The sequence below is a fragment of the Bacillus sp. AC266 genome (assembly GCF_979253805.1).
In genome coordinates this window covers 269,644-284,998 of record NZ_CEEDEC010000002.1, presented here as the reverse complement: position 1 = coordinate 284,998, position 15,355 = coordinate 269,644, and the positions used below count along the sequence as shown (strand labels likewise).

At 36.4% G+C, this 15,355-nt stretch carries 17 protein-coding genes and 3 other annotated features; of the genes, 6 read left to right on the top strand and 11 right to left on the bottom strand.

Annotated features, from left to right (window positions below; genetic code table 11):
* Positions 1-10: 10 nt before the first annotated feature.
* Together pheS and AC0IXC_RS08985 are read right to left on the bottom strand one after the other, a co-directional pair.
* Positions 11-1,045 (bottom strand): phenylalanine--tRNA ligase subunit alpha, encoded by a 1,035-nt coding sequence (gene pheS / locus AC0IXC_RS08990; RefSeq protein WP_002015457.1) that lies wholly within the window; start codon positions 1,043-1,045, stop codon positions 11-13.
* Between the two features lie 43 nt (positions 1,046-1,088).
* Positions 1,089-1,317 (bottom strand) — a binding site (T-box leader).
* A 92-nt stretch (positions 1,318-1,409) separates the two neighbouring features.
* Entirely contained in the window at positions 1,410-2,207 is a 798-nt protein-coding gene (locus AC0IXC_RS08985; protein ID WP_002015458.1) for a TrmH family RNA methyltransferase, read from the bottom strand.
* 82 nt (positions 2,208-2,289) lie between these two features.
* Between AC0IXC_RS08985 and sspI the strand changes: the two genes are divergently transcribed.
* From sspI to AC0IXC_RS08960, 5 genes are all read left to right on the top strand, one after another.
* Entirely contained in the window at positions 2,290-2,499 is a 210-nt protein-coding gene (gene sspI / locus AC0IXC_RS08980; protein ID WP_000009511.1) for a small acid-soluble spore protein SspI, read from the top strand.
* Positions 2,500-2,677: 178 nt separating this feature from the next.
* A complete protein-coding gene (locus AC0IXC_RS08975; protein ID WP_002143328.1) occupies positions 2,678-3,235 on the top strand; it encodes an HD domain-containing protein in 558 nt (185 codons plus the stop codon).
* Positions 3,236-3,374: 139 nt separating this feature from the next.
* A complete protein-coding gene (locus AC0IXC_RS08970; protein ID WP_002167594.1) occupies positions 3,375-4,088 on the top strand; it encodes a CPBP family intramembrane glutamic endopeptidase in 714 nt (237 codons plus the stop codon).
* Between the two features lie 142 nt (positions 4,089-4,230).
* Positions 4,231-4,602, top strand: coding sequence for a hypothetical protein (locus AC0IXC_RS08965; protein ID WP_002165001.1), 372 nt, complete (start codon positions 4,231-4,233; stop codon positions 4,600-4,602).
* A gap of 24 nt (positions 4,603-4,626) precedes the next feature.
* On the top strand, positions 4,627-4,983 hold the full coding sequence (locus AC0IXC_RS08960; RefSeq protein WP_341087279.1) for an ammonia permease: 357 nt from the start codon (positions 4,627-4,629) through the stop codon (positions 4,981-4,983).
* Between the two features lie 21 nt (positions 4,984-5,004).
* Here the strand turns inward: AC0IXC_RS08960 and AC0IXC_RS08955 are convergent, their stop codons facing one another.
* Entirely contained in the window at positions 5,005-6,798 is a 1,794-nt protein-coding gene (locus tag AC0IXC_RS08955; RefSeq protein ID WP_002143335.1) for a DHA2 family efflux MFS transporter permease subunit, read from the bottom strand.
* A gap of 12 nt (positions 6,799-6,810) precedes the next feature.
* On the bottom strand, positions 6,811-7,464 hold the full coding sequence (locus AC0IXC_RS08950; protein WP_002190842.1) for an HlyD family secretion protein: 654 nt from the start codon (positions 7,462-7,464) through the stop codon (positions 6,811-6,813).
* Positions 7,465-7,760: 296 nt separating this feature from the next.
* On the opposite strand from AC0IXC_RS08950, the gene AC0IXC_RS08945 reads away from it, so the two are divergent.
* Positions 7,761-8,378, top strand: coding sequence for a TetR/AcrR family transcriptional regulator (locus AC0IXC_RS08945; RefSeq protein WP_002015467.1), 618 nt, complete (start codon positions 7,761-7,763; stop codon positions 8,376-8,378).
* A 41-nt stretch (positions 8,379-8,419) separates the two neighbouring features.
* Here the strand turns inward: AC0IXC_RS08945 and AC0IXC_RS08940 are convergent, their stop codons facing one another.
* The 7 genes from AC0IXC_RS08940 to ytxC form a co-directional block, all read right to left on the bottom strand.
* Positions 8,420-9,505: a M42 family metallopeptidase gene (locus AC0IXC_RS08940; protein WP_471652835.1), complete on the bottom strand. Its 1,086-nt coding sequence runs from the start codon at positions 9,503-9,505 to the stop codon at positions 8,420-8,422.
* A 69-nt stretch (positions 9,506-9,574) separates the two neighbouring features.
* The gene (locus AC0IXC_RS08935) at positions 9,575-10,066 is read right to left on the bottom strand and encodes a dUTP diphosphatase (protein WP_002015469.1); all 492 of its coding nucleotides are present in this window, start codon (positions 10,064-10,066) and stop codon (positions 9,575-9,577) included.
* A gap of 515 nt (positions 10,067-10,581) precedes the next feature.
* Complete coding sequence (gene rplT, locus AC0IXC_RS08930; protein ID WP_001138364.1) at positions 10,582-10,938, bottom strand: 50S ribosomal protein L20; 357 nt, start codon at positions 10,936-10,938, stop codon at positions 10,582-10,584.
* A gap of 38 nt (positions 10,939-10,976) precedes the next feature.
* Positions 10,977-11,177: a 50S ribosomal protein L35 gene (rpmI, locus tag AC0IXC_RS08925; protein WP_001125945.1), complete on the bottom strand. Its 201-nt coding sequence runs from the start codon at positions 11,175-11,177 to the stop codon at positions 10,977-10,979.
* A gap of 21 nt (positions 11,178-11,198) precedes the next feature.
* Entirely contained in the window at positions 11,199-11,702 is a 504-nt protein-coding gene (gene infC / locus AC0IXC_RS08920; protein ID WP_002015470.1) for a translation initiation factor IF-3, read from the bottom strand.
* 63 nt (positions 11,703-11,765) lie between these two features.
* Positions 11,766-11,886: a sequence feature (ribosomal protein L20 leader region), on the bottom strand.
* 206 nt (positions 11,887-12,092) lie between these two features.
* Positions 12,093-14,030, bottom strand: a complete 1,938-nt coding sequence (gene thrS, locus AC0IXC_RS08915) for a threonine--tRNA ligase (RefSeq protein ID WP_002034275.1) — start codon at positions 14,028-14,030, stop codon at positions 12,093-12,095.
* 48 nt (positions 14,031-14,078) lie between these two features.
* Positions 14,079-14,306: a binding site (T-box leader), on the bottom strand.
* Positions 14,307-14,337: 31 nt separating this feature from the next.
* The gene (gene ytxC, locus AC0IXC_RS08910; RefSeq protein WP_061673936.1) at positions 14,338-15,219 is read right to left on the bottom strand and encodes a putative sporulation protein YtxC; all 882 of its coding nucleotides are present in this window, start codon (positions 15,217-15,219) and stop codon (positions 14,338-14,340) included.
* Positions 15,220-15,355 lie beyond the last annotated feature (136 nt).

The window sequence follows — 15,355 nt, the reverse complement described above, 5'->3', positions numbered from 1 at the left end:
TCTCCTTCCCTTACGCTCGTTTGAATTGTTGTAAGAAACGTACATCATTTGTATAGAAATGACGAATGTCATCTACGCCGTATTTCAACATTGCGATACGCTCTGCGCCCATACCGAATGCGAAACCTTGATATTCTTTTGAATCATAACCAGCCATTTCAAGTACGTTCGGGTGAACCATACCTGCTCCTAAAATTTCGATCCAACCAGTCCCTTTACAAGTGCCACAACCTTTACCGTGACACATCATACAAGAAATATCCATCTCTACAGACGGCTCTGTGAATGGGAAGAAACTTGGACGAAGACGGATTTCACGATCTTCACCGAACATCTTTTTCACGAATACTTGCAGTGTACCTTTTAAGTCACTCATGCGAATGTTTTTATCAATCACAAGACCTTCAATTTGCATGAATTGGTGTGAATGCGTTGCATCATCGTCATCGCGGCGATACACTTTACCAGGACAAATAATTTTAATCGGTCCTTTTTCTTTATTCTTTTCCATCGTACGTGCTTGCACAGAAGATGTATGTGTACGTAGTAACGTTTCTTCTGTAATGTAGAATGTATCTTGCATATCACGCGCTGGGTGATCTTTCGGTAAGTTTAATGCTTCGAAGTTGTAGTAGTCTTTTTCTACTTCTGTTCCTTCAGCTACTTCATAACCCATACCGATGAATACATCTTCAATTTGTTCAACAACTGCTGTTAACGGATGGTGACAACCTGTTTCAACAGGACGACCTGGCAGTGTAACATCAATTGTTTCAGTAGCTAATTTCGCCTCAATTACTGCTTTTTCTAAGTTACCAATTTTGTCTTCTAGACGCGTTTGAATCGCTTCACGTACTTCATTTACTAATGCTCCCATACGTGGACGCTCTTCTGCTGATAATTTTCCCATGCCGCGTAATACTTCTGTAATTGGACCTTTTTTCCCTAAATACGCTACGCGTACGTCGTTTAAGCCCTTTAGCTCTTTCGCTTCTTCAATAAGCTCTAACGCTTTTTGCTTTAGCTCTTTTAAACGTGCTTCCATTTGGAACCCTCCTAATTTTAAAAATAAAAAAACCCCGCTCCCAAAAAGGGACGAGGTAAATTCGCGGTACCACCCTAAATTGACAGAACAAGTCTGCCCACTCATTAGTTATAACGATCAATTCTGACCGGAACGCCTTTACATATAAATGGTCCTGGCGCCAACTCCAGAGGTGAATTCACTTCCATCTACCATAAGAATGCTTTCAGTCTACGGCACTCTCTCCCTATATGGCGATTTTGTAAGCTACTCTTCTCTATCAACGTTTTTCATTAATATACTTTTATTATATGTTCAAAAAAGTTCGATACTCATTTCACCACTTTTTTATGAACATGCACTTCAACTTATTATAAGAAGTTTTTTATCGATTCGCAACTGGGCTTTGTAAATAATACGTTAAAATCCCTGCTGCAACCGCAACATTTAATGATTCTGCCCCGCCGTAAATCGGAATATACAAGTTTTGATCACTTTTCGCAAGAATTTCTTGGCGTACGCCGCTTCCTTCATTCCCTACAATTAATGCAAAACTTCCAGCCGGGGTTACTTCACCAAATGGAACTCCATTTTCAAGAGCTGTTCCATATACAGGGACGTTATTTTCTTTTAACTTGTCTACCCATTCTTCTAAGTTCCCTTTTACAACCGGTAAGTGGAAAATAGAACCTTGTGTAGATCGTAGTACTTTACTATTATAAACATCAACGCACCCTTCTCCAAGCACAACGGCATGAATACCAGCTGCATCCGCTGTACGAATAATCGTTCCCAAATTACCTGGGTCTTGAAGGCCGTCTAATAAAAGAAATTTCCCATCAGTAAGAGCTACTTCTTTCTCATGTTTCTCACAAACAGCAAATACACCTTGCGTTGTTTCTGTTTCGCGAAGTACTTTTACAATTGCTTCAGGCACAATATACATTTCAACATCATTAACTGTCCAATCTTTCGGAAGATCTGTCTGATCTGAAACGATAAGTTCTGTTACAACTCCTGCCTTTAACGCTTCCTCTACTAAATGGAATCCTTCTACAAAAAATAAAGCTTTGTTATCGCGCTCTTTTTTCGTCTGCAGCTTTTTCCACTGCTTCACACGCGGGTTTTGTACTGAATCAATGTTTTTCATAATATGTATTTCCCTCTCTTCTTGTCTTATCATTATAGCCTATTTTTCATACATATTTACATAAAAAAGAACAAAAACTAACGTCAGTTTCAATTCTGAAGAAGAGGTGAAGATAATGAGTTTTAATTTACGCGGCGCGGTATTAGCGAATGTATCTGGAAATTCACAAGATCAATTACAAGAAACGATTGTCGATGCAATTCAAAGCGGTGAAGAAAAAATGCTTCCAGGTCTTGGCGTTTTATTCGAAGTCATTTGGAAAAATGCTGATGAAAATGAAAAACACGAAATGTTAGGAACACTGGAGCAAGGATTAAAAAAATAAGCAATAAAAGGTCACCTTAGAAAAAAACTAAGGTGACCTTTTATGTCTATAAAATTTTTCTTCTCCTAAACATTTCTACTTTACTAACGCTACCCCGATGGAGTACAATGTTCAAAATACATTTAAACCGATCGATTTTTCTTCATGTACATCATTAGATAAAAGGAGTGAATGTTTTATGCAACGTATTACGCTTGAACAAGTTTTTAAACATCACATTACACAAAAATATGTAAACCGTTCTGGAATGGTCCACGCGATTGCTGTCGCTTACCATGCGTTTCACTTAGCCAAAAAGCATCACGCCTCAGTCGATGCTGCGACAAAGGCTGGCTTCCTTCATGATATCGGACATCATACGTGGTACACAGGCGGCGAATGGGACTATGACTTGTATAAAAAGAATGATATACATGCGATTAAAGGGGCAGAAAGATCTCATAAATTGCTTATTAGATTAGGAGAACATCCTAAACTAGCAAAAGAAATTTCTATTGCGATTCTTCTTCATACAGATTCTTTCTTAGTACAGCAAGAAATTGAAAGAACATCTCTTCAAAACATTATTAAATGGGCAGACGAAGCAGATGAAGAACCGGGCGGAGCGCACCATTATAGAACGATTTCTTATGAAAAAGCACTTAAAGCTATTCAGCAATTAGACCGATTGGTAGAGCGTGAATTACAAATAGAGCAAAAGAAATTGAATGACAAGGCAGAACATAGTTATCAATGAGAAAGAGGCATCACTATAGGGTGATACCTCTTTTATTATTTTGCGAAAAATACACCTTTGTATGTAATATTTAAATGTTACACTCAAAAGCAAAATACTTTATAATTAAATATACAAATATAAAGAGGTGATTTTACAAATGCAACCCGCTACACAACTTTCTAATGAACAGAAATACTCTATGTCATGGGGACAATTTATTAGCTCCGTTTTATTCGCTTTTTTCGGAACCGGACTTATTACTGTGTTCCTCGCAATGCCCTTAACAATTTATACAGCCGGTCTTACAGATAAAAAACAAATTGCCCTGTATGAATCTATTGCAAATACTGCAAGTATCGTATTACAACTAGCCGTGTTGTTATTCTTCATTTTTAAATTCGAACCCGCAAAAAAATTACTACTAAAATCTTTTAACTTTAAAGTACTTAAAGAATGGCGTACATACGTATACTTACTTCTTTTCTTCGCTATAAACATTATACTCAATTACATCTTGTTAAATTATGTGTTCCAAGACGCAACAAAGCAGCAATCTTCCGCACTAAACTTAGACGTTTTTAAGCAGTATCAAATATTATTACTTCTCGGCTTCGCTATACTCACACCAATTTTTGAAGAGCTTATTTTCCGTGGTTTTATACTTCGCTTCTTCTCAGAACGCTTTCCATTTTGGATTGCAGCCATCATAACAAGCTTCTTCTTCGGTATCGCTCATACATACTCACTTGGAGTAATGGTAATTACTTTCTTCATGGGATTATTAATGGCTATTTTATGTAAAAAAACAAAATCCATTATTCCAGCTATGTTATTTCATATTATGAATAATATGTTAGCATTCTTGAGTTAGAAAGAGGTGTCATCGCGATACCTCTTTTATTAATTCGTATCATCACTTCTCATTTCTATCAATTTATACATATTTATTAATAATATCCAAAATAAACCTCATGTAGTAAAATATAACTCATCACCATAGAAGGAGATTATTTATGTCGAGCTTACTTTGGATTTTTTATATGCCACTTCTTGTTTTATGCGGATTTTTCGGTGGTATTTTTTTAATTATTACTAGCATTAAACATCTTAAATTATTTGTGGGTTTAATGGGGCTACTTAGCCTATCTTTTGTCACACTACCTTTTGTTTTTTGGGGCATGGGGGTGAATAGCGATACGATCCTCCCTATTTCAACTACTTTATATTGGATACTGTTTTCTTTAACTGGATTATTGGCAGGATTAAATGGATTACAGGCAAAGATTAAAAGTATACGTAATATGGGATTCATTATTTTTATCGCTGGCATATTAGGGGTTATTTTCTGGGTACTTATGTCTGTAGGGGATTCATTCTATATATAATATTTTATCGGAGGTAATACAGAAGTGTTTGGAATATTAACTTGGATGATTTTGGCTCTTACTTTGATGTTATGCCAATTCATCGTTGGCATTTTTTTAATTATTGCTGGCATTAAATATCGTAAATCACTTACTATTATAGCTGGTTTGATTAGCATATCGCTTATCGTTGTTCCTATCATTTGTATAAGTTTTGGAATAGATTTAGAGGGGGTGGTTCCAATTTCAGGAACTTTATATTGGTGTTTCTTCTCTTTAGCTGGACTATTAGCTATTATAAGCGGAGGGCAAATATCGAGTATTCGTTCTATGGGGACAATTTTGTTTATAACAGGGCTGTGCTCCGTAACTGGTTATCATTTTTTATATCTCACTCTTTAAAAAGACAAAAAAGCAGGGAAATTAATTCCCTGCTTTTCTATTTGGTTTATTGCCTGATGGTAAGAAGAACGATAACACCCAAGCAATACCGGCTAATATAGTTGCAATTAAGAAGGCATCGTTAATACCGTTAATTGCAGATAGCTTTGAAATTTGTCCGAATAATAGTTGTGTACTCATCGCATCTCCTGCTTGAGCTGATCCGGCTAATGCCGCTAAGCTTTGGCCCATACCGTGTACTTTATCAACTAAAATCGGGTTTGACGTTGTTAACATATTGCCGTAATCCGCTACGTGAGCAGTAGTTTGTTGCGTCATAAGCGTGATTAATATCGCTGTTCCAATTGAACCAGCTACTTGTCTTGACGTATTTTGCGTTGCTGTACCGTGAGAAATTAATTTCATCGGCAGTGCATTCATACCAGCTGTCATAATTGGCATCATAATGAATGACATACCAATTGAGCGTATAATATAATCCGTCATAATAACGCTATACGGTGTATCCATCGATAACGTTGTAAATTTATATGTCGCAAATGTTGTAATGGCTAATCCGACAATTGCTAACGGACGAATACCATACTTATCAAATAGTTTACCTGCAACTGGTCCCATGATCCCCATAATTAATGATCCTGGAAGTAATAATAAACCAGATTCCATCGGTGTAAAACCGCGAATGTTTTGCAAGTATACTGGAAGTAATAACATACCTCCGAATAAGGCCATCGTTACAATCGCGTTAATTACTAATGTGAAAGTGAACGTCGGATATTTAAACACTTGTAAATCAAGCATTTTATTGTCTGTTGTTAACTCTCTCCAAATAAATACAGCTAAACCAATGACACCGATGATAAGTGTTATAACAACTTCTGCACTAGTCCAGCCATTATTTCCAGCTTCACTAAATCCGTACAGTAAGCTACCTAGTCCAATACTTGAACTAATAACACCGAATACATCTAACTTTGTTTTGGACACGGGCTGAGCTAGTGTAAAGAATTTAAAAGATAAGAACGTAATAATTAAACCGATAACAAACATCCCATAGAACATTAAGTTCCAGCTATAGTTTTCAATTACCCAACCTGTTACAGTTGGTCCGATAGCTGGTGCTAAAATCATCGCTACCCCAAGTAACCCCATAGCTGCTCCGCGTTTATTAGGCGGGAATAATGTCATGAAGATATTCATACCAACTGGCATTAAAATACCTGCGCCAACCGCTTGAACAACACGGCCTGTCATCATCATTGTAAAGTTTCCTGATGTAGCACAAATGATAGATCCTACAGTGAAGAATAACATTGCTGCTATGAATAATTTACGATACGTAAATCGTGAAACTAAAAATGCACTGATTGGTACTAAAATTCCGTTTACAAGCATGAAGCCTGTAATTAACCATTGTGCTGTTGAAGTTGATACGTTAAATTCATTCATTAATGGAGGCAGTGCAACATTAATGATCGTTTGGTTTAAAATAGAAACGAACATACCGAGAATTAATACAGCTACAACTGCCTTTACATTCACATTCTCTACCGGCAATTGTCTCTTCAGCATTTCTTTTTCCTGTTTTACTTGCTCTTGCTTCCCTGTTTCTAATTCCACTACGTTAGAAGCTTCTGTTTCTTGTTTTTGTTCAAGTTCTTTCTCTACTGTTTCTGCTTGACTTACTTCTATCTTACTTACGGCTGGGACTTGTTCTTCTCCCACATTCGTTTTTTTCTTTCGTAAAAGACGATTTACAAGGAAGAAGACGATTATACAAAATAGTGCATATCCTACAATTGCAATTGAGGACATCTCATCTCCCCCTTACTTATGAATACGAACTGACACATTCATTCCAGGAACAATATTTACTGATTTACTATGATCTAAAGAAACTTTAACTGGTACAACTTGCTTTACTTTCGTATAGTTCGCTGTTGCGTTACTTGATGGTAACATCGAGAATGTATTCGCTGTTGTTAATCCAACTTGTTCTACTTTTCCCGTTAACGTTGTATCTGGGTATGCGTCTACATACACATCTACTGTTTGGCCTTTTTGAACATCATCAATATTTGTTTCTTCAATATTTGCTGTTACCCATAAATTGCTCATATCAAATGCATAAGCAATTGGGCTACCTGCCCCAACGAACGCATTAGTTGTTGCATTTGATTGTACAACTGTTGCATTTTGCGGAATTGTTACATCTACTGTTTGCTCACCATTTGCTCCTGCTACAGTAACCGCACCTAATTTATCGTTCTCATTGTAATTTTTTCCGACTTCAGCTTTCCAGTCTGTTAATTTACCTGCTACTGGTGATGCAATTGGGATTACTTTCCCGTCAATCTTTGCATTTTCTGTTTTTAAATAGTTTTCCGCTTGATTGTAATAGTAATAACCGCCAATACCGCCGCCAACTAATACAATTAATGTGATAATGTTGATAATTACCATTCTTCGAAACTGATTCATTGCATTCCTCTCCTTATATCGCATATAATTTTTTTCTAAACTATTTACATCCTTAGTGTTTATATTGTTTAATTGTTAATTATATTAACCTTTAAACAAAAAAAGCACACCTTTTACGACGCAAACTATGTTTTGTCTGCATCCTAGCGGTGCTGATTTCTAAAGGACTATCGTTTATAATTATAAATAATTATCCCGAATCTACAACCAACAATTTAAACCTATATGTTGTTTAAACAACATCACACTATACATGTGTTGTTTAAGGTTAAAAAATTAAACGAGGTGAAGTAAAAATGTCTATTAAAAATACAAATGATCCACGTGTAAAACGAACGAGACAACTCATACAGGATGCTTTTGTCGCTTTAGTAGGCGAAAAGGGCTTCGAAAATGTAACTGTGCAACATATCGCGGAACGCGCTCCTGTAAATCGTGCTACATTTTATAGCCATTACCATGATAAATATGATTTATTAGAAAAAAGCATAGAAGAAATGTTAGAAAAACTAGCTGCAGTAATTAAACCACAAAATCGAAATAAAGAAGATTTTCAGCTCACTTTTGATTCACCGCATCCAACTTTTTTAGCTTTGTTTGAGCATATCGCAGACAATACTAATTTCTATAACGTTATGCTCGGCGATAAGGCAGCTGGAAACTATTCTTATAAAATGATGAAAACAATTCAAACACATTTAACATTAAGCCTATCTATTTCCCAGCCAGATGATGAAGACCTTATGGTCCCTCGTGATATTCTTATTAGTTATGTTACAGGCGCTCATATCGGAATGATTATGTCATGGTTAAAAAGAGGCATGATTTATACCCCACATTTCATGGCAATGCAATTAACTCGCTTAATTATTTTAGGAGCTCATACTGCAGCAGGATTAGAAAGACCGTTTTAAAAATGAAAAAAGCGAAGGAGGTTATCCTTCGCTTCTTTCTATTAATTAAATGTAATGTTATGTACAGCCTCTTTATCAAGACGTTTAATAACTTCTACAATTAACTTCACTGCGTTTTCATAATCATCACGATGTAACATCGCTGCATGAGAATGAATGTAGCGTGTCGCAATCGTAATTGCCATAGATGGGATACCATTTACAGAAATGTGAATTGCTCCTGCGTCCGTTCCCCCGCCCGCTACAGAATCATACTGATATGGAATTTGTAATTCATCCGCAACATCAACAACGAAATCACGTAAACCTGTATGACCAATAACCGAAGCATCATATAGAATGATCTGCGGACCATCACCCATTTTACTTTGTGCTTCTTTTGCCGTTACACCTGGTGTATCACCAGCAATACCTACATCTACTGCGAATGCGATATCTGGCTTAATATAGTTTGCAGATGTTTTCGCACCACGAAGACCAACTTCTTCTTGTACAGTCCCAACGCCGTATACAACGTTTGGATGCTTTTCATCTTTTAATTGTTTTAATACGTCAATTGCAATTGCACAACCAATTCGGTTATCCCATGCTTTTGCAAGTAACATCTTTTCATTCTTCATCACTTGGAATTCGAAGTACGGTACAACTTGATCTCCTGGTCGTATGCCCCACTCCATCGCTTCTTCTTGGCTAGAAGCACCAATATCGATGAACATGTCTTTAATTTCAACTGGCTTTTTACGAGCTTCTGGAGGTAAAATGTGCGGTGGTTTTGAACCAATTACACCTGTTACATCTCCTTTACGCGTTACAATCGTTACGCGCTGTGCAAGCATAACTTGCGACCACCAGCCACCCACCGTTTGGAAACGAAGGAAGCCTTTTTCATCAATTTGCGTAATCATAAATCCGACTTCATCTAAATGACCTGCAACCATAATTTTCGGGCCGTTTTCTTCCCCAACTTTTTTCGCAACTAAACTTCCTAAATTGTCAGTAGAAAGTTCATCTGCAAACGGCTCAATATACTTCTTCATTACTTCACGTGGTTCGCGCTCGTTACCCGCAATACCGCGTGCGTCTGTTAATTCTTTTAGCATTGTCAATGTCTCGTCTAATTTTATCATTGCCAACACCCTCCTTTTTCTTCAGTCACTTTATTATACAAAAGGAAATTGAAATATTCAAAAATTAAATTAGTATCCTTGTGTTTGACGCTGATGATTTACTTCATTTTTATCTAAATATGCTTTTTCAATTTCATCTTGTTCAAATTCAAGCGCTTGTCCAAGGCGAAGATAGCTTGTAAATAGTTCAATATAGTTCGTAATAGAAGGTTGATCTGTAAAACGAATTACTTTCGCATATGTGTCTAAGAAAATTTCCACTTGTGTTTTATTCGTTTGCGCACATTTATAGAATAAGAAGTTTTTATCAATTCCTAAATCGATTCCGATTGATAAAATAAAATGTAAACCATCTACGTATTCTTCTAATATTACTTCACGTTCTGAAGCTGGTTTATTGCTCCAATATTTAAAACAACGTGTTTCATTTGCAAGTTCTCCAATTTCTACAAGAAGAGCTAACATTTTTTCTTTTAACAATTTTTTCGGTTGTAAGTCATGTTCTTTCACAATACGGTCATCTAATTCTTTTTGTAATTTAAATAGTTGTAGTAAGTCCATTCTATTGTCCTCCTCCAACATCGCATTTTCCGCAACAATGTTGTTTCATCTCAAAGTTCATTATTATTTTTCGTTTCTTATTAACAAGTCAGCTACCTACATCTTTATAAAGATAGCTTGTCCTTAATTTGCAAATACGTTTCAATCATCACTCATAGATTGTTCACTTGATGAAAGCTCCATATCATCTTTCCATTATAGCAGTGTCGTTTCTGCTAGGAAAGATGCACTTCTCACGAATGAGTTCAAATAAAAAAAGTCAGGAGGATTCTCCTGACTTTATATATATATTCTTTTATATCGCTATAGCTTTTATATTGATTTTGTCATATCGATAACGACACATCCGTTAATCTTTCCTACTTTCATGTAAAAGTCTCCTCGTTATCGTTACAAAACTTCTTACAAGCACATCTTAATATACTTGAGCAAGAAATAACGATAATAAGTGGAGGATTTTACAATAAATGTAAATAAAAAAACCTTAGAAGAAAATCTTCTAAGGTTTTAAACAATTAGTTAATGTTGTTTTTTGCAACTGTTGCTAATTCAGCGAAAGCTTTTTCGTCATGAACAGCTAAGTCAGCAAGCATCTTGCGGTTAACTTCGATGCCAGCATTTTTTAAACCGTGCATTAAGCGGCTGTAAGAAAGACCATTCATACGAGCTGCTGCGTTGATACGTGTAATCCATAATTTACGGAAGTCACGTTTCTTTTGACGACGGTCACGGAATGCATACATTAGAGATTTCATAACCTGTTGGTTAGCAACCTTAAATAATGTACTCTTAGAACCGTAGTAACCTTTTGCTAATTTTATAACTTTTTTACGACGTTGACGAGTAACTGTACCACCTTTTACTCTTGGCATAATATTACCTCCTAGTTTGTTCTATATATCAGCCGAACTTATTTTAAGTTGTCAAGCATTTGACGAATGCGTTTGAAGTCACCAGCGCTAACTACACCAGCTTTACGTAGTTTACGTTTAGCTTTTGTAGATTTGTTAGCGAATAAATGGCTTGTGTAAGCGTGAGAACGCTTCAGTTTACCAGATCCAGTCTTTTTGAAACGCTTTGCAGCGCCGCGATGAGTTTTTTGTTTAGGCATAGGTATTTCCTCCTCTATCTATTACTTATCGTTTTTCGGTGCTAAAACTAAGAACATACTACGTCCTTCCATTTTAGGCTTAGATTCAATTGTACTAACTTCAGCACAAGCTTCTGAGAAGCGATCTAAAACACGTTGACCGATTTCTTTATGAGTAATGGCACGTCCTTTAAAGCGAATTGACGCTTTAACCTTGTCGCCTTTCTCTAAAAACTTGACAGCATTACGAAGTTTTGTGTTAAAGTCATGTTCATCAATTGTTGGACTTAAACGAACTTCTTTCATGCTAATTACTTTTTGATTTTTGCGCTGTTCTTTTTCTTTCTTCTGTTGCTCAAAGCGGAATTTACCGTAGTCCATAATGCGGCATACTGGTGGTTTCGCATTTGGAGCAACCAATACTAAATCAAGATTAAGACCTGCAGCTAAGTCTAAAGCGTCATTACGAGACTTGATTCCAAGTTGATCGCCGTTTGCGCCAACTAAGCGTACTTCACGTGCACGAATTTGCTCGTTAATCATCATATCCTTGCTAATAGTAAGCCACCTCCAAGGTTTTCTTAGAATACGTTTTGCAATTGTAGAACCCGGACAAAAAAAGTGCGGGCACACGGCACCCACACTTGTAATATCTTTAGTAAGAAATACATTTACCTGCTAACTGCGAATGCGTCCATCAGGTGAGAAGCGGGTGCTTCTACTTGTCAAAACCATATTCTATTATCCTTGATGAGTTTATCATAGGACATGACGTCTGTCAAGAAGACGCGATGTGTTTTACTAACAACAAGAAATATTGTAACAAACAACCAGCATACTTGCAATACTTTTTTATGATAAGTATTGTTTGGTTATTTTTTCTAGATTTTCTTTTTTATAATACATAAAAAAGCCGCGGTATACCGCGGCTCTTTCTTATCGTTTTCCTTCTACCTTAATCATGTCAACAAACGCATCTAATGCGATTGTTTCTGATTTTTGTTCACCATATTTACGTACGTTAACGCCATTTTCAGTAACTTCATTGTCACCTACTACAAGCATGTACGGAATCTTTTGCATTTGTGCTTCACGGATTTTGTAACCAATTTTCTCTTCACGAGTGTCTAATTCAACACGGATACCAGCACGTCGTAATTCATCTTGTACTTTCTTCGCATAGTCTAAATGTACTTGCGGAGAAACTGGAATTACTTGCGCCTGAACTGGAGCTAACCAAGTTGGGAATGCGCCTTTGTATTCTTCAATTAAGAAGGCTACGAAACGTTCCATAGTTGATACAACACCACGGTGAATTACAACTGGACGATGTTGTTTACCGTCTTCACCAACGTAAGTTAATTCAAAGCGTTCTGGAAGTAAGAAGTCTAATTGTACAGTTGAAAGTGTTTCGTCTTTTCCAAGAGCAGTACGAACTTGAACGTCAAGTTTCGGACCATAGAATGCCGCTTCACCTTCAGCTTCATAGTAATCAAGACCCATTTCATCCATAGCTTCTTTTAACATACCTTGTGCTTTTTCCCACATCTCATCATCAGCATAATACTTTTTAGTATCTGCTGGGTCACGATAAGATAGACGGAATGAATAGTTTTCTAAACCGAAATCTTTGTACACTTCTAACGTTAAGTTTACAACACGTTTTAATTCTTCTTTAATTTGATCTGGACGAACGAAAATGTGCGCATCATTTAAAGTCATTCCGCGTACACGTTGTAATCCAGATAATGCTCCAGACATTTCATAGCGGTGCATTGTTCCAAGTTCCGCAATACGGATTGGTAATTCACGGTAGCTGTGAATATCGTTTTTATAAACCATCATATGGTGAGGGCAGTTCATTGGACGAAGAACTAACTCTTCATTATCCATTTCCATTGATGGGAACATGCCATCACGGTAATGGTTCCAGTGACCAGAAGTTTCATAAAGCTCTCTACTTCCTAATACTGGAGTGTATACGTGATCATAGCCTAAGCTTGCTTCTTTATCAACGATGTAACGCTCGATAATACGGCGAATTGTTGCACCTTTTGGTAACCAAAGTGGTAAACCTTGTCCTACTTTTTGGCTATTAGTAAATAGTTTTAACTCTTTACCTAATTTACGGTGATCGCGCTCTTTCGCTTCTTCAAGCATACGTAAGTGCTCATCTAATTCTGCTTTCTTAACGAATCCAGTACCGTAAATACGTTGTAACATTTTATTATTGCTATCGCCGCGCCAGTAAGCACCAGCAACACTTAATAATTTAAACACTTTAATCTTCCCTGTAGATGGAAGGTGAACACCACGGCAAAGGTCGAAGAATTCGCCTTGCTCATAGATTGAAATAACTGCATCTTCTGGAAGATCGTTAATTAAATCTAATTTTAACTCATCGCCGATTTCTTCAAAGCGACGAAGTGCTTCTGCACGTGGTACTTCATGACGAACGATTTCTAAGTTTTCGTTCACGATTTTTTGCATTTCTTTTTCGATTTTCTTGAAGTCTTCAACTGTAATTGCTTCTTCCATATCAATATCGTAGTAGAAGCCATTTTCGATTACTGGACCAATGCCAAGCTCAAGCTTAACATCTTTATATAAACGTTTTAACGCTTGTGCTAAAAGGTGAGCTGTTGAGTGGCGTAAAATATATAAGCCATCTTCAGAATCTAATGTAATAATAGAAACTGCACCATCTTCTTCGATTGGTGTAACAAGATCGATCATCTCATCGTTTAATTTTCCAGCCACAGCTTTTTTCTTTAAGCCTGGGCTAATAGAAGCTGCGATTTCTTCAGTTGTTACTCCTTTTGGAAACTCCTTCACAGCTCCATCAGGGAAAGTAATTTTAACTACATCTGCCATCACTGGTCACTCCTCTTTTTTTTCAAAATAAAAAACACTCATCCCATAAAAAGGGACGAGTGTTGAATTCGTGGTTCCACCCTTGTTCCAATTAACCTTATTGTTAATTGCTCAAGTTCAACATAACGGTGTTGTCCGTTAGCAATTACTAGAAAAACGTTCACTGCTAAAGTTTAGAGGTGGTAAGTAATAATCCCGTACTAGGAAGCTCGCACCCTAAGGCTTCCCTCTCTGAAAATCGTAGATAACTACTCATGTCCTCATCATGACATTTCAATATATTTCATTTATGTAGGTAATTATATGCTCAAAAACTTAGAAAATCAAGGGCGTTACCTTTATTTTTTAAATTTTTCACATTGCGCTCAAACTCATGTAATCCATGTAGTTGCACTCGTTCCTGAAATACATTTCGCAAAGTAATAATCATATTATGATCTTGTTCTTTCGTATATAAATAAATCTTTTTCGGCGAAATAGAAAGAAGTGGTGCAATTACTTTCGTATCGATATATACATCTTGTTTCTTTAATAATTCTTCATCTATATATTGAACCAATTTCTCCTGTTTTAAACGCCTACCTTTATCATCATAGAAAATAAAACTTTCATCAAAAATAAGATGTACACAGGACAAACGTGATTTCCGGCTACTTACTTGTTGGCGAAGTGTCTCAATGAATATTTGGTATTCCTGCTCCATCTTATACTCATCAATTGCAACTTCAGCAAGCTTAGTTACCATTTCCCTATATGTACGAAGACGAAAACGAACGTATGATGAAAACGAGAATGAGAGCGGATCACAAAGCCAATCATTCAAAGACGACGCAATATAAGATTCAAATTTTTGACGTGTTAAATCACTAGATACTCCTTTTCTTCTTTCCTTTAAAATCTCATGTGCCATATGCAATATTTGATGACACTCTTCTTGTTCTTCATAAAAAAACTTTTCCTTTAAAATGGTATGAATCCATTCATTTTGTTTCACATTCATAATGAAATATAGTAATACTGGCAATAAAATCTTTTCAATATAATTTGATTCACATAATGGTATATGAATAACAACCTTTTGTTCGTTTAAATATACACTTGTTTCCTTATATAAGGATTCTGTTCTTTTCGTTAGTTGTCTGTATACGTACACAGCATCATTTTTTTCTTCGAAGCAAATTTCAATCACTTTTGTCCCCCCTTTTATCCCCGCTCTAAAGGATTGCATCTATACGTTACAAATCCTATAAGAGTCCGATCTATGGAAGTTCACTCTTAGTAGAAACCTATCTCCCATTGTTAGAACATCCACTCGATATGGCTTG

Bases quoted from the DNA above. Each gene is read 5' to 3' on its own strand.
- AC0IXC_RS08970 (WP_002167594.1), top strand. From the start codon at position 3,375: ATGCAACCCGCTACACAACTTTCTAATGAACAGAAATACTCTATGTCA.
- AC0IXC_RS08975 (WP_002143328.1), top strand. From the start codon at position 2,678: ATGCAACGTATTACGCTTGAACAAGTTTTTAAACATCACATTACACAA.
- pheS (WP_002015457.1), bottom strand. From the start codon at position 1,045: ATGGAAGCACGTTTAAAAGAGCTAAAGCAAAAAGCGTTAGAGCTTATT.
- rpmI (WP_001125945.1), bottom strand. From the start codon at position 11,177: ATGCCTAAACAAAAAACTCATCGCGGCGCTGCAAAGCGTTTCAAAAAG.
- AC0IXC_RS08955 (WP_002143335.1), bottom strand. From the start codon at position 6,798: ATGTCCTCAATTGCAATTGTAGGATATGCACTATTTTGTATAATCGTC.
- AC0IXC_RS08940 (WP_471652835.1), bottom strand. From the start codon at position 9,505: ATGATAAAATTAGACGAGACATTGACAATGCTAAAAGAATTAACAGAC.
- infC (WP_002015470.1), bottom strand. From the start codon at position 11,702: ATGATGATTAACGAGCAAATTCGTGCACGTGAAGTACGCTTAGTTGGC.
- sspI (WP_000009511.1), top strand. From the start codon at position 2,290: ATGAGTTTTAATTTACGCGGCGCGGTATTAGCGAATGTATCTGGAAAT.
- rplT (WP_001138364.1), bottom strand. From the start codon at position 10,938: ATGCCAAGAGTAAAAGGTGGTACAGTTACTCGTCAACGTCGTAAAAAA.
- AC0IXC_RS08950 (WP_002190842.1), bottom strand. From the start codon at position 7,464: ATGAATCAGTTTCGAAGAATGGTAATTATCAACATTATCACATTAATT.
- AC0IXC_RS08945 (WP_002015467.1), top strand. From the start codon at position 7,761: ATGTCTATTAAAAATACAAATGATCCACGTGTAAAACGAACGAGACAA.
- thrS (WP_002034275.1), bottom strand. From the start codon at position 14,030: ATGGCAGATGTAGTTAAAATTACTTTCCCTGATGGAGCTGTGAAGGAG.
- AC0IXC_RS08965 (WP_002165001.1), top strand. From the start codon at position 4,231: ATGTCGAGCTTACTTTGGATTTTTTATATGCCACTTCTTGTTTTATGC.
- AC0IXC_RS08985 (WP_002015458.1), bottom strand. From the start codon at position 2,207: ATGATAAGACAAGAAGAGAGGGAAATACATATTATGAAAAACATTGAT.
- AC0IXC_RS08935 (WP_002015469.1), bottom strand. From the start codon at position 10,066: ATGGACTTACTACAACTATTTAAATTACAAAAAGAATTAGATGACCGT.